Raw genomic sequence first — 12,430 nt, forward strand, 5'->3', positions numbered from 1 at the left:
AGGGGTGACGATATGCGTCTTGTGAACAAGCTTCTTCCACTGGCCCTGGTCGCGGCGTTCAGCGGTGCCGGTCAGGCGGCGCCGACGGTGAGTGTCTACAACTGGACCGATTACATTGGCGAGACCACCTTGGCGGATTTCCAGGCCAAGACCGGCATCAAGGTGATCTACGATGTGTTCGACTCCAACGAAACCCTGGAGGGCAAATTGCTGGCCGGGCGCACCGGGTATGACGTGGTGGTGCCGTCCAACCACTTCCTGGCGCGCCAGGTGAAGGCCGGCGCGTTCCTCAAGCTTGACCGCGCGCAGTTGCCCAACTTCAAGAACCTGGACCCCAAGCTGCTCAAGTTACTGGAACAGAACGACTCCGGTAATGCGCACTCGGTGCCGTACCTGTGGGGCACCAATGGCATTGGCTACAACGTCGACAAGGTCAAGCAAGTGCTGGGCATCGACCGCATCGACTCGTGGGCGGTGTTGTTCGAGCCGGAAAACATCAAGAAGCTGCATGAGTGCGGCGTGGCCTTCCTCGATTCAGCGGATGAGCTGTTCCCGGCGATCCTCAACTACATGGGCAAGGACCCACGCAGCGAGAATGCCGAGGACTACAAGCAGGCCGAAGCCAAGTTGCTCACGCTGCGGCCGTACATCACCTATTTCCACTCTTCCAAGTACATCTCCGACCTTGCCAACGGCAATATCTGCGTGGCCTTCGGTTATTCCGGCGATGTGTTCCAGGCCGCCAACCGCGCCAAGGAAGCCAAGAACGGGGTGAACATTGCGTATTCGATCCCCAAGGAAGGCTCCAACCTGTGGTTCGACCTGTTGGCGATTCCGGCCGACGCGAGCAACCCTAAAGAAGCCCATGCGTTCATCAACGACCTGCTGGAGCCTGAGGTGATTGCCAAGGTCAGCGCCTCGGTGGGCTATGCCAACGCCAACCCGGCCGCCAAGCCGTTCATGGCACCGGAACTGGTGAACAACCCTGAGGTGTATCCGCCCCAGGAGGTTCTCGACAAACTCTATATTTCCACCACGCCCACGCCGGCGACCATGCGCGTGATGACCCGCGCCTGGAGCAAAGTGAAGTCCAACCGATGATGCAGTCCAATGAACATGCCCCGTCCTATTACCGCGCTTCGGCGAATGCCATGGTGCAGCGGCCCGCACTTGAGGCAGACCTGAGCGCCGATGTGTGTGTGATCGGCGGCGGTTTCACCGGGGTCAACACCGCCATTGAACTGGCCCAGCGCGGGCTTTCGGTGATCCTGCTGGAGGCGCGCCGCATCGGTTGGGGCGCCAGCGGGCGCAATGGCGGGCAATTAATTCGGGGTATCGGCCATGATGTCTCCGGGTTTGCCAAATACGTGGGCGAGGAGGGCGTGCGCTATATGGAGCGGGCCGGTATCGACTCGGTCGCTCTGGTGGGCCAGCGCATTGCCGAGCACGGCATCGACTGTGACCTGCGCTGGGGCTTTTGCGAACTGGCTAACACCCCGGCGCAGTTTGCCGCGTTCAAGGGCGAACAGGCGCACCTGGCGGCCATGGGGTATGCCCATGAAACGCGGCTGGTCGGCCCACAAGACATGGCACAGGTGGTGGGCTCTACGGTGTATGCCGGCGGCCTGGTCGACATGGGTTCCGGGCATCTGCACCCGCTTAACCTAGTTTTGGGTGAAGCGCGTGCGGCCGAGGCCCTTGGGGTGCGCATCTTTGAGCACAGCCCGGTGCTGGAGCTGATCCATGGCGAGACGGTGCAAGTGCGCTGCGCAGGCGGCAGCGTGCGCGCAGCCAACCTGGTGCTGGCATGCAATGCCCATCTTGAGGAACTGGAGCCGCGCTTGAGCGGCAAGGTGCTGCCGGCGGGCAGCTACATCATCGCCACCGAGCCACTGCCTGAACCAGTAGCCCAGCAGTTGATCCCGCGGAACCTGGCGCTGTGCGACCAGAAAGTCGGCCTGGATTACTACCGGCTGACTGCCGACCGGCGCCTGTTGTTCGGCGGTGCCTGCCACTACTCGGGGCGCGACCCCCAGGACATCGCCGCGTACATGCGCCCGAAAATGCTCAAGGTGTTCCCACAGTTGGCCAACACGGCTATCGAGTTCCAGTGGGGCGGCAAGATTGGCATCACCGCCAACCGCTTTCCCCAGGTCGGGCGGCTCAAGCAGTACCCCAATGTGTTCTATGCCCAAGGCTATTCCGGTCACGGCTTGAACGTGACGCATTGGTGCGCACGGCTGCTGGCCGAAGGGGTACATGCGGGTGCAAGCCAGGGCCTGGATATCTTCAGCCAGGTGCCGCACATGACCTTTCCCGGTGGCAAGGCGCTGCGCTCGCCACTGCTGGCGTTGGGGATGTTGTGGTATCGGTTGCGCGAAGCACTCTGATTCCTGACCCAATGTGGGAGGGGGCTTGCCCGCGAAGGCGGTGTGTCAGTCACTGAATCTTCAACTGAACCACCGCTATCGCAGGCAAGCCAGCTCCCACACTGGTTCTGCGTTGCTCACAAAATCATCACCCGGCATAGACACCCTGTGAGACGTCAGTCAGATAGCCTCAGGTTCGGTCAGCACTTTGCGAAAGGTTTCCACCAACGGCCTCAAGTTGACGCGGTGCCATGCCGCCCACAGCGGTGTGGTGTAGTCCAGCCACGGCAGCTCGCGCAACACTACGCCTGGCGGTGCGTTGCGGCTCAGGCCTTTTTGCACCATCGCCACCCCCAGCCCGGACGCCACCAGGCCCAGTGCGGTAAAGGGCTCGCTGGCCTCCATGGGGATTTGCGGGGTGAAACCGGCACGGATACAGGCGGCGACGAAATCATCGGCCGGGTTGGCGCCAGGTTTGCGCTGCACGCCGATCCATTGTTGGTCGGCCAGGTGCTCGGGTAACAGTCCATGTTGTTGAACCAGCGGATGCTGTTCGGGCAGAGCCAGCAGCATCGCGTCGTCGAGGACTTGCCAGGCGGTCAGGTCCGGGTCGTCGGCGGCAGGTGGTTCGCTCACCAGGGCGATGTCCAGGCTGCGTTGGCGCAAACCTTCGAGTTGTTCCAGGGAGGGCAGGTTATACAGCTTGATATGCACGGCGGGCCTATCGTCGCGCAGTATGCGCAAGGCATTGGGCAGGACACCGGCGTGCATGGCGTTTTCGATATAACCGATGCACAAACCGCCTTCTTCGCCGCGGCCCAGGCGCTTGCCCAGGGACTCCAGGCGGTTGGCGTGGGTCAGCAGGGCCTTGGTTTCGGCCAGGAACGTCTGGCCGTCGCGGGTCAGGCGGATGCGCTGCTGGCTGCGCTCGAACAGGGTCAGGCCCAGGCGTTCCTCGAGCTGGGCGATCTGCCGGCTCAGGGGCGATTGGGAAATGTGCAAGCGCTCGGCGGCGCGGCCGACGTGTTCTTCTTCGGCTACCACTTCGAAGTAGCGCAACTGGCGTAGATCAATCATGTAAGACCTTCAAGGACTCAAGTTGGTCGCAGTATGTCTTGGACGGTCTGATCTGCGCAATCTAGCATCTGCTCAACGGTCACCGCGACCTCGCACCGATTGAGGAACCACCATGAGCTTGAAAGACACACTGCCCGGCGTACTGGGCTTTGGCACCGCCCCCTTGGGCAATATGTTCCGCGCCATCCCCGAAGCAGAAGCCCAGGCCACCGTCCAGGCCGCCTGGAACCAGGGCGTGCGTTACTTCGATACCGCGCCGTTCTACGGCTCGGGCCTGTCGGAAATTCGCCTGGGCCAAGCGCTGTCCAACTATCACCGCGACGACTACGTGCTCAGCACCAAGGTCGGCCGGGTGATTCTCGATGAAGTCGAAGAAACCGCCCGTGACCTTGGCGAAAAAAGCGGCGTATTCGAACACGGCCGGCCCAATAAAATAATCAATGACTACAGCGCCGACGCCACCCTGCGCTCCATTGAAGACAGCCTGACACGCCTGCAAACCGATCGCCTGGACATCGTGTGGGTTCACGACATCGCCCAGGATTTTTACGGCGACCAATGGCTGGAATACTTCAACCAGGCCCGCACTGGTGCCTTCAAAGTACTCACCCGTTTGCGCGAGCAAGGAGTGATCAAGGCCTGGGGGCTGGGCGTCAATCGTGTCGAGCCTTGCGAGTTGACCCTGGACCTGGCCGAAGCCCAGCCTGATGGTTTTCTGCTGGCGGGTCGCTATACGCTGCTGGACCACGACCGCGCCTTGCAGCGCCTGATGGACGCGGCCCACGCCCAGCAGGTCGAGATCGTTGTCGGTGGCCCGTACAGCTCCGGCATCCTCGCTGGCGGTGCGCACTTTGAATACCAGCAAGCCGGCCCGGCGATCATTGCCAAGGTCGAGCACATCAAGGCAATTGCCCAGGCGTTTGGCGTCAGTATCAAGGCCGCTGCGCTACAGTTTTCACTGGCCCATCCGGCAGTGGCGGCGGTGATTCCCGGTGCCAGTCGTCCGGGGCGGATTGCCGAAGACGTCGCGGCGTTGTCTGAACAGATTCCAGCAGCCTTCTGGCAGGCGTTGCGCGAGGCCCGCTTGATCTCGGACCGTGCACCTTTGCCTCTCTCACGTTAAGGAGCTTGAGCATGAAGATTGATGTAAGCGGCAAAGTGGCTATTGTCAGCGGCAGCACCGCCGGTATCGGCCTGGGCATCAGCCAGGCCCTGGCGCAATCCGGTGCCACGGTGGTGGTGATCGGGCGTGATGCAGGCAAGGTGGACGACGCCTTGGCGAGCATTCGCCAGGCGGTTCCCGCTGCTCAACTGCGTGGTGTGGTGGCCGACCTCGGCACCGTTGAAGGCGCACAGAAACTCTTCGCCGCCGAACCCCGCGCCGACATTCTGGTCAACAACCTGGGCATCTTCGACGCGGTGGATTTCTTCGACGCGCCGGACAGTGAGTGGGCGCGCTTCTATGAGGTCAATGTGATCTCCGGTGTGCGCCTGGCGCGGCATTATGTGCCGGGTATGGTCGAGCAGGGCTGGGGCCGGGTGATCTTCGTGTCGTCGGAGTCTGGCGTGGCGACGCCGGCCGACATGATCAACTACGGGGTGACCAAAAGCGCCAACCTGGCGGTGTCCCACGGCCTGGCCAAGCGCCTGGCGGGTACTGGGGTGACGGTGAATGCTATCTTGCCGGGGCCGACCTTTACCGATGGCCTGGAACACATGCTCAAGGACGCCACGGCCAAATCCGGGCGCAGTGCCCGAGAGGAAGCGGATGTATTTGTGCGCCATGCGCGGCCCACCTCGATCATCCAGCGCGCGGCCAATGTGGATGAAGTGGCGAACCTGGTGGCGTACATTGCTTCACCGCTGTCTTCGGCGACGACCGGTGCCGCGCTGCGGGTCGACGGTGGCGTTGTCGACAGCATGGCAATCTGATTTTTTCCTGACTGGAGTATTGATCGTGGCAACAGCGTCTTCTGTGATTGAAATTGCGGTGTCGGCCGACCAGGTCTGGCAACTGATTGGCGGCTTCAACAGCCTGCCTGACTGGCTGCCTTTGATTGCCAAGAGCGAGCCGAGCGAGGGTGGCCGTGTGCGTCACCTGACCACCGCTGACGGCGGCGCGATTGTCGAGCGTTTGCAGACCTTCGACAACGTGGCGCGCACCTACAGCTACACCATTGAAGCGTCGCCGTTTCCGGTGAGTGCTTACTTGGCGACCTTGCAGGTTGAAGCGCTGACGGACACCTCGGCGAAAGTGACCTGGTCCGGCGTGTTCACGCCGGCAGCGGGTACCACCGAGGCGCAAGTCGAGGCATTGTTTGCCGGTGTCTACGAAGGCGGGCTTGAGGCGTTGCGCGGTAACTTCTAAAGAATGTGGTGAGGGAGCAAGCTCCCTCGCCACAGGTGGGTTTTAGCCTATATGGAGCAAGGCTGCCGCGACAGCCTCTGCCGGCGTCATCTGCGCCGTATCCAGCCTGAACGGTGGGGTTTCCCAGCGTTCGTACTTATGCGCCTGCACCGATTCCCAGGTCGGCGGCACCAGCCCGGGAATATCGCCCACACGCCCTTCGACTCGACGCCGATGCGCCTGCTGATCGGTACACACCACCTCGATATTGCTCAGCGCCACACCGGCCGCTGTCGCCACCGCTTGCCAGGCATCGCGGCTTTCCTTCACGGGGTTCACACAATCGGCGATCACCCGCTGCCCCAGGCGCAGGTTACTCAGCGCCAGCGCATTCGCCACCGCGTAGCCGCTGGCCCCCACATCGCCTACCAACACCGCAGCCTCCCGCAGCGCCTGCTCAATCACATCGATACGCAGGTAAACCGCGCCCAACTGTCGCGCCAGCTCCCTGGCAATCGTGGTCTTGCCACTGCCGGGCAAGCCGCTGAATACAATAAGCATGACCCTTCAACCCTTTGTAGGCGCGCTGCTCGCGAAAAACGCCAACCATAACGCGCACTCCCTGAATAAACGCGGCGCCTGTGAGTTTTTCGCGAGCAACCTCGCTCCTACAGTGGTATTAGAACCGCTTGACTCATTTCACCCACAGGAGCGCCCATGACCCTGCCGTTCGTGAAGATGCACGCCCACGGCGACGACTTCATTATCATTGACCGCCGTGGCGAGGATAACCCTATTACTGCGCAGATTGCCCGCCACTTGGGTAACCGCCGCACCGGCATCGGTTTCAATCAGCTGGCGGTGGTGCTCGACTGTGAGGAGGCTGCTGCGCGCGTTCAGTTCTGGAACCCGGACGGAACACGCTTGCAAACCTGCGGCAGCGCGACGCGTGGCGTGGCGGATCGCCTGATGCATGAGGCTGGCACCCAAAGCATCGTGCTGGGCAGCGACCGTGGCTTGCTGACATGCACACGTGCTGATGGGCAGCGCGTGTCGGTGGATATGGGCCCACCCTCGCTGGACTGGGCGTCGGTACCCTTGGCCAGGGCGATGGACACCTGCGTGTTGCCTATCGACGGCCAGCCGGCGGCGTGCAGCATGGGCAACCCGCATTGCACGTTTTTTGTGGAGGATGTGACGGCGCTCGATATTGAAGCCATGGGCTCGACCCTGGAAGTTCACCCGCTGTTTCCGGCCAGGACCAATGTGCATTTCGTGCAAGTGCTGGACCGCGGCCATATCCGCCTGCGTATCTGGGAGCGTGGCGGAGGTGTGCCGCTGGGGTCCGGTTCATGCTGTTGCGCGGCGGTCGTCAACTGCATCCGGCGAGGGCTGCTCGATGAGCGTGTGGAGGTCCAGTGCGACGGCGGCGCGGTCACGGTGCAATGGGACGGGCGGGGCGGGGTGATATTGACCGGCCGGGTCGAGCCGATCATGCAGGGCACCGCGTACCTGTACTAGAACTTCACGGTAAACGTGGTGCCGGCGCTCGCACATGAACTCACCGCCACGTCGCCGCCATGTACTCTGGCCAGTTCGCGCACGATATACAGGCCCAGGCCTACGCTGCGCACGTCGCTGCCCTGGTCGGTGCCGCGGGTCATGGGTTCGAACAATCCGGCCAGCAGGGTTTGGGGAATCGCCGGGCCGTGGTTGTGCACCGCGACCGCGCAGGTGTTATCGCCCAGGCGCGAGGTAATGGTGATCGGCTGCAGCAAGTCGCCATAGGCCACGCTGTTGGCCACCAGGTTACCGATCATCTGTTGCACGCGGTCGGCGTCCAGGCACGCGTCGCCCTGGCCCTCGGCGTGATGCACCAGCGTGGCCTTGGGGAAGGCCACCCGCAGTTCGTCGACGCTGCGATGAATAACGCTGTGCAGGTCCAGCGGTTGCGGCTTGATGGTAATGCCCTGGCCGACCCGGGCCTGGGTGAAGTCCAGCAGGTCGGCGATCATGCGGTGGGCGCGTTCGGACGACTGGCCGATGTGCCCCAACAACTGGCGCTCCTTGGCCGTGCGCTCGCCACGCTGGAGAAAGTCGGAGGCCATGCGGATCGCGGTGAGTGGGTTTTTCAGGTCATGGCTGACAATCGCCACCATCTGCTCGGCAAACAACGCCCGGCGCTGGGCAATGGCATAGGCCTCGCTCAGTTCGGCCTGGGCCTGTTGCAGGGCCAGTTCCGTAGCAGTTTTTTCCTGCAGCAGGGCTTCAGCCTGCTTGTGGGCATTGAGCAGCTCACGCTCGTACTTGTCACGGTCGGTGGTGCCGAACAGCGCCAAGTCATACACCACGCCGTCGGGCTGCTGGCGCCGGTTGGCGTTGAGCAAGACCGTGACTTTGTGCCCGTTGCAATGACGGATGTCGAGCTTCACCTCGGTGACGCTGCCATGCATACGCAGCATCGGCGCCAGGTGCGTCTGGTAAAAAATCCGCCCGCCCATGGCCAGCAGGTCCTGGAAACGCCGGCCCAGCAGCTGGGCCGCAGTAAAGCCCAGCCAGTCGCACAAGCGCGGGTTGACGTGCAGGATCGTGCCATCTTCCTGGGTCACCGCCAGGGCACACGCCGCGCTGTCAAACAGCGGGTCAACGGGCATCGGCAGCCGCCCAAGGGGCCAGGAACCGGTCCATCGCCGTTGCACACGCCTGGGGGGCGCTCATATGCGGGCAATGGCCGACATTCTCGACCAGGCAATAAGTGCTGTTAGGTAGTACGGCGTGCAGGTATTCACCCACGGCCACGGGGGCGATCAGGTCGTCGGTCGATTGCAGGATGAGTACCGGGGTGGTCAGGCCGAACACATCCTGGCGGTTATCCGAGAGAAAGGTCACGCGGGCGAACTGCTTGGCGATGTCCGGCTCGGTGCGGCAGAAGCTCTCGGTGAGCGCCTCGCTCAGGTGCGGCTGCGTCGGGGCGCCCATGATCACCGGGGCCATGGCGCTGGACCAGCCCAGGTAGTTGCTGTCGAGGGTGTCGAGCAGGTCGTCGATGTCGTCGCGCTGGAAACCGCCGACATATTCCTCGGTATCGATATAGCGTGGCGATGGGCCAATCATCACGTGCGCGGCAATGCGCTGCGGGATGAAACGGTCGGCGAGGGTGCCGATCATCGCGCTGACCGAGTGGCCCACCAGAATCACCGGGCCTTGGGCATAGGCGTCGATAATCTCGTTCAGGTCATGGGCATAGCCATCCAGGCGGCTGTATTTGGTTTTGTCGAACGCACTCAAGTCCGACAGGCCGGCGCCGACCAGGTCATACAGCACCACGCGAAAGCGCTCGAGAAAGTGCGGTGCCAAGGCATTCCACATGGCCTGGTTGCAACCAAAGCCGTGGGAAAACACCAGCGTCGAGGGACCGTGGCCCATCACATGTATATTGTTGCGGTGACGTAGGTCCATGGGGTTCTCGTGGATGGCTAATTGCTATGCAGCTTAGTGGGCAGTTTAGATAGTCGCAGGCCCTGGGTCACGCGTTTGCGTGCAGATAAGGTAAAGTCGGCGTCTTCAGGGAGAGACTTCAGGTAACCATACATGATCGTGCTTGTGCGGCAATCGGTGTTCAGCCTACTGGCCCTGGTGTTTTCCAGCCTGTTAATCGCCGCTCATGCGGACACCTCGCCGATTGGGGTTGCCCTTGATCAGCGGGTCATCGACCTGACCAATACCCTCGACTCGGGCACCGTGCTGCGCCTCAAGCAACAACTCGCCGACCTTGAACAACGCAAAGGCGCGCAAGTGGCCGTATTGCTGGTGCCGACCACCGGCAGCAGCGGCATCGAAGACTATGCCAACCAACTGTTCCGCGCCTGGAAGCTGGGGCGCAAGGACGTCAACGACGGCATCCTGCTGGTGGTGGCCAAAGCCGACCGCACAGTGCGCATCGAGGTGGGTTATGGCCTGGAAGGCATCGTCACTGATCTGCTGGCCCATCGCATCATTGAAGAACGTCTCACTCCAGCGTTTCGTCAGGGCGATTTTGCCGGTGGCATCCAGCAAGGCGTGAGCGCGCTGGTGGTCCTGGTGGACGGCGGCGACCTGCCTGAAGTGGCCGGGCCGGGGATCAACCCGCAATTTTTCGCGATATTGGCGGCGTTTGTCCTGGGGGCGCTCGCCGGTACACTGATCGCCGCTGGCAAGTTGCACTGGCGCAGAGCTTTGATCATCGCAGTTGCGGCCACGCTGTTGCTGACGGTATTGGCCGGTGGTCGGGACTGGCCGATGTTCCTCGTTGCAATGCCGCTGACCTTGTTGATTGGCGGCGCGCTATTCGGCGCGTTGTGGCAGGTGCGCACGCTGTTTTACGGCGTGATCGGGCTGCTGGCTTACATCCTCGTGTTGGTGGTGGCAAACCATCACGTAGACGTCAGTTTCACCCACTGGTTGCTGTGGCCCCTGGGCGTCTTGGTGGTGCTGGGGTTGTACCTGGTGCTGGTGCTGCTCATGAGGCAGACCTGGCGCACCAGCCGCGCAGGTTTTAGCGTACGACTGCTGGCGGCGGTGGCCGTGTATGGGGTGGCGGGGCAGGTGATGGACGGCGATCGCGACGCCTGGTTGCTGGCATTTCCTATCGCATCGTTTGTTGCGCTGATTATCTTTGGCAAGGTCGGCGAAGGTTCTGGCTCCGGCGGCGGGTCCAGCTCAGGTTCCAGCGGCTCCAGCACCAGCAGCAGTTCGTCGGGCGGTGGCGGTTCCAGCGGTGGCGGGGGGGCTTCCGGCAGTTGGTAGATGACTCGGCGGCTGTCCCATAGTGGAACAACCGCTGAACTGTACCTTTGAGGGTGAAGCCCCTGGGTACTGGTTGTTCGGCAAAGCCCTGAGTGCTAAAGCGGCTTAGACAGTGGAGTTGTCACGCCTTGGTCCAACCGCCGTTGCCGTCAGGTTTTATTTCGAAGTCGATCGGTTGACGCAGGGCGTTGGACGCGGAGTCGTTTAAGGCCTTGTCATCCCAAGTTGGGAAGGCGGGCAGGGTGCCGGTGCCGTGATATCCAGCCCTGGTATTGACCTGGGCGTCATCGACGGTCTTTTTGTCTGAAGGCAAGAAGTTGCGATCCAGCCGAGTGCGGTTGGCGTGGTCGCGCGTCGCATTGCCAATGTTTTTCCAGCCGCCCTTGCCATTGGACACTTCGGCATCTTCTCCAGCCTGTTTGTCCAGAGAGTTTTTCCTCGGTACATCATTATCGATAGGGTGTTTGGCAGCGGGCTGGTACGCGGGTACGAATGGGGCGGAGCCATTGATTGAAGACATGATTGCACCTCTCTGATTGCTTGGAAATTGACCCTGTCAGAGGGTGGCCCTGACAGGGCGTTTCGCAGGCTACAGCGCCTGGGGCAGGCGCTCAACGAGGTCTGTTTTGGCTGGATGTAACAACGTGAAACCGCATCAGGTGTTGGTTTTCGAGTGAGTCAAAAGGCTATAGGCGCAGTCCGGCCCACGCTCCGAAAAGTCAGGCTGGCTGTCAGATAGCGCAGCGCAGTGCCAGCTTTTCACTCACCGAAACACATTCGGTCGTTGCAGGTCTTTTGGTTGCCTCACGCTTGGAAACACTTTTGCAATCACTCGTGCAACGGCTTGCGTTAAAGCGTCTTCACCATCTCATGCCACGCCATACCCCCATGATCCGACGGCGAAGGGCGCACGTAGGTGTAGCCCATTGCTCGGTACAACGGCACATGCTGCGCCTTGCACATCAGGTGGAGGGTGCGCTTGCCCATTGCCTGCATGCGTTGCACGAACTCAGTCATCAGCCGTTTCGCATAGCCCTTGCCTTGATGGGCCGGGTCGACCACCACCGACATGATCACCACATTCGGTGCCTCGGCCACATGGCCCACCAACTCCTTGAAGGCCTCGTCCGACATCACCACTTCATGGGCGCACCCTGAGTTGATGAAGCCCACCACTGCGCCATCTTCCTCCAGGATCAAAAAGCCCTCGGGATACTGCGCGATACGCGTGGTGATCTTTTCAAGCGTGGCGGCTTCGTCGCCCTCGTAGGCGCTGGTTTCGATTTCAAAGCAGCGTGCTGCGTCGGTGGGCAGGGCGTTGCGCAGGGTGAGGGTGGGCATGGGCCGTTCCAGAGATTTTCAGTGAAAGGCCACATCATAGAGAAACGTTGCACCTTTGGCACCGCAAGGCCGGCCCTGACGGGTGAAGCGTGAGGTTCAACTTTGGTGCTGCGCAATCAAACTGTGGGGCTTGCCTGCGATGACGGCCTGAAGGCCGACACCTATCTATCTGACCCTACGCGATCCAAATGTGGGAGCTGGCTTGCCTGCGAAGACGGCCTAACAGTCAACACAGTTGGACCGTGTACATATCCATTCCTGCGGTAACGGCCACTTAGGGTTCCGCTTTTACAGCCAGCCCTTTCAAGGTCTTCTGTAAAATCCCCTGAAATTCATTCAGGGGGTACCTAAACGATGTGGGCGGAAGTTCTAGCGCGTTTCGAAAAAAAAGCACCTGCCAGTGTCATGGCCAAACTGGCGCTGCAGCAGGCTATTGCCCCCGAGTGGATTGATCAGGTTTTCGAAGAACACCGGCAACGGCAGTATTCTCGTGAGCTATTGTTCTCGACCA

At 61.6% G+C, this 12,430-nt stretch carries 13 protein-coding genes; 7 read left to right on the plus strand and 6 right to left on the minus strand.

The window, feature by feature from the left end:
* The first annotated feature begins 12 nt into the window (after positions 1 to 12).
* Together JMV15_RS26815 and JMV15_RS26820 are read left to right on the plus strand one after the other, a co-directional pair.
* A complete protein-coding gene (locus JMV15_RS26815; protein ID WP_014718137.1) occupies positions 13 to 1,101 on the plus strand; it encodes a polyamine ABC transporter substrate-binding protein in 1,089 nt (362 codons plus the stop codon).
* The gene (locus tag JMV15_RS26820; protein ID WP_014718138.1) at positions 1,098 to 2,390 is read left to right on the plus strand and encodes an NAD(P)/FAD-dependent oxidoreductase; all 1,293 of its coding nucleotides are present in this window, start codon (positions 1,098 to 1,100) and stop codon (positions 2,388 to 2,390) included. The genes JMV15_RS26815 and JMV15_RS26820 overlap by 4 nt, the downstream gene beginning before the upstream one ends.
* A gap of 159 nt (positions 2,391 to 2,549) precedes the next feature.
* Here the strand turns inward: JMV15_RS26820 and JMV15_RS26825 are convergent, their stop codons facing one another.
* Positions 2,550 to 3,446, minus strand: a complete 897-nt coding sequence (locus tag JMV15_RS26825) for a LysR substrate-binding domain-containing protein (RefSeq protein WP_014718139.1) — start codon at positions 3,444 to 3,446, stop codon at positions 2,550 to 2,552.
* 112 nt (positions 3,447 to 3,558) lie between these two features.
* Here JMV15_RS26825 and JMV15_RS26830 point away from each other — a divergent pair, with 112 nt between their 5' ends.
* From JMV15_RS26830 to JMV15_RS26840, 3 genes are read left to right on the plus strand one after another with little or no spacing between them, the layout of a single operon-like run.
* Positions 3,559 to 4,569 (plus strand): aldo/keto reductase, encoded by a 1,011-nt coding sequence (locus JMV15_RS26830; RefSeq protein ID WP_038449868.1) that lies wholly within the window; start codon positions 3,559 to 3,561, stop codon positions 4,567 to 4,569.
* A gap of 11 nt (positions 4,570 to 4,580) precedes the next feature.
* Positions 4,581 to 5,378, plus strand: a complete 798-nt coding sequence (locus tag JMV15_RS26835) for an SDR family NAD(P)-dependent oxidoreductase (RefSeq protein ID WP_038449870.1) — start codon at positions 4,581 to 4,583, stop codon at positions 5,376 to 5,378.
* Positions 5,379 to 5,403: 25 nt separating this feature from the next.
* Positions 5,404 to 5,814, plus strand: coding sequence for an SRPBCC family protein (locus tag JMV15_RS26840; RefSeq protein WP_032903525.1), 411 nt, complete (start codon positions 5,404 to 5,406; stop codon positions 5,812 to 5,814).
* 42 nt (positions 5,815 to 5,856) lie between these two features.
* On the opposite strand, the gene JMV15_RS26845 is transcribed toward JMV15_RS26840, so the two are convergent.
* Complete coding sequence (locus tag JMV15_RS26845) at positions 5,857 to 6,354, minus strand: AAA family ATPase (RefSeq protein WP_020301859.1); 498 nt, start codon at positions 6,352 to 6,354, stop codon at positions 5,857 to 5,859.
* Positions 6,355 to 6,510: 156 nt separating this feature from the next.
* On the opposite strand from JMV15_RS26845, the gene dapF reads away from it, so the two are divergent.
* Entirely contained in the window at positions 6,511 to 7,314 is an 804-nt protein-coding gene (dapF, locus tag JMV15_RS26850) for a diaminopimelate epimerase (RefSeq protein ID WP_038449873.1), read from the plus strand.
* On the opposite strand, the gene JMV15_RS26855 is transcribed toward dapF, so the two are convergent.
* Complete coding sequence (locus JMV15_RS26855; RefSeq protein WP_014718145.1) at positions 7,311 to 8,447, minus strand: PAS domain-containing sensor histidine kinase; 1,137 nt, start codon at positions 8,445 to 8,447, stop codon at positions 7,311 to 7,313. The genes dapF and JMV15_RS26855 overlap by 4 nt on opposite strands.
* On the minus strand, positions 8,437 to 9,252 hold the full coding sequence (locus tag JMV15_RS26860; RefSeq protein ID WP_038449875.1) for an alpha/beta fold hydrolase: 816 nt from the start codon (positions 9,250 to 9,252) through the stop codon (positions 8,437 to 8,439). Before JMV15_RS26860 ends, JMV15_RS26855 begins: the two co-directional genes overlap by 11 nt.
* A gap of 132 nt (positions 9,253 to 9,384) precedes the next feature.
* On the opposite strand from JMV15_RS26860, the gene JMV15_RS26865 reads away from it, so the two are divergent.
* Positions 9,385 to 10,578, plus strand: coding sequence for a TPM domain-containing protein (locus JMV15_RS26865; protein WP_038449877.1), 1,194 nt, complete (start codon positions 9,385 to 9,387; stop codon positions 10,576 to 10,578).
* A 121-nt stretch (positions 10,579 to 10,699) separates the two neighbouring features.
* Here JMV15_RS26865 and JMV15_RS26870 read toward each other — a convergent pair whose 3' ends face one another.
* Both JMV15_RS26870 and JMV15_RS26875 read right to left on the minus strand, forming a co-directional pair.
* Positions 10,700 to 11,098 (minus strand): hypothetical protein, encoded by a 399-nt coding sequence (locus tag JMV15_RS26870; RefSeq protein WP_014718148.1) that lies wholly within the window; start codon positions 11,096 to 11,098, stop codon positions 10,700 to 10,702.
* A gap of 329 nt (positions 11,099 to 11,427) precedes the next feature.
* The gene (locus JMV15_RS26875) at positions 11,428 to 11,919 is read right to left on the minus strand and encodes a GNAT family N-acetyltransferase (RefSeq protein WP_014718149.1); all 492 of its coding nucleotides are present in this window, start codon (positions 11,917 to 11,919) and stop codon (positions 11,428 to 11,430) included.
* Between the last annotated feature and the right edge of the window lie 511 nt (positions 11,920 to 12,430).

The organism is Pseudomonas paracarnis, assembly GCF_904063055.1.
Lineage (GTDB): Bacteria > Pseudomonadota > Gammaproteobacteria > Pseudomonadales > Pseudomonadaceae > Aquipseudomonas > Aquipseudomonas paracarnis.

Bases quoted from the DNA above. Each gene is read 5' to 3' on its own strand.
- JMV15_RS26825 (WP_014718139.1), bottom strand. From the start codon at position 3,446: ATGATTGATCTACGCCAGTTGCGCTACTTCGAAGTGGTAGCCGAAGAA.
- JMV15_RS26820 (WP_014718138.1), top strand. From the start codon at position 1,098: ATGATGCAGTCCAATGAACATGCCCCGTCCTATTACCGCGCTTCGGCG.
- JMV15_RS26865 (WP_038449877.1), top strand. From the start codon at position 9,385: ATGATCGTGCTTGTGCGGCAATCGGTGTTCAGCCTACTGGCCCTGGTG.
- JMV15_RS26860 (WP_038449875.1), bottom strand. From the start codon at position 9,252: ATGGACCTACGTCACCGCAACAATATACATGTGATGGGCCACGGTCCC.
- JMV15_RS26845 (WP_020301859.1), bottom strand. From the start codon at position 6,354: ATGCTTATTGTATTCAGCGGCTTGCCCGGCAGTGGCAAGACCACGATT.
- JMV15_RS26830 (WP_038449868.1), top strand. From the start codon at position 3,559: ATGAGCTTGAAAGACACACTGCCCGGCGTACTGGGCTTTGGCACCGCC.
- JMV15_RS26870 (WP_014718148.1), bottom strand. From the start codon at position 11,098: ATGTCTTCAATCAATGGCTCCGCCCCATTCGTACCCGCGTACCAGCCC.
- JMV15_RS26875 (WP_014718149.1), bottom strand. From the start codon at position 11,919: ATGCCCACCCTCACCCTGCGCAACGCCCTGCCCACCGACGCAGCACGC.
- JMV15_RS26815 (WP_014718137.1), top strand. From the start codon at position 13: ATGCGTCTTGTGAACAAGCTTCTTCCACTGGCCCTGGTCGCGGCGTTC.
- JMV15_RS26855 (WP_014718145.1), bottom strand. From the start codon at position 8,447: ATGCCCGTTGACCCGCTGTTTGACAGCGCGGCGTGTGCCCTGGCGGTG.
- JMV15_RS26835 (WP_038449870.1), top strand. From the start codon at position 4,581: ATGAAGATTGATGTAAGCGGCAAAGTGGCTATTGTCAGCGGCAGCACC.
- dapF (WP_038449873.1), top strand. From the start codon at position 6,511: ATGACCCTGCCGTTCGTGAAGATGCACGCCCACGGCGACGACTTCATT.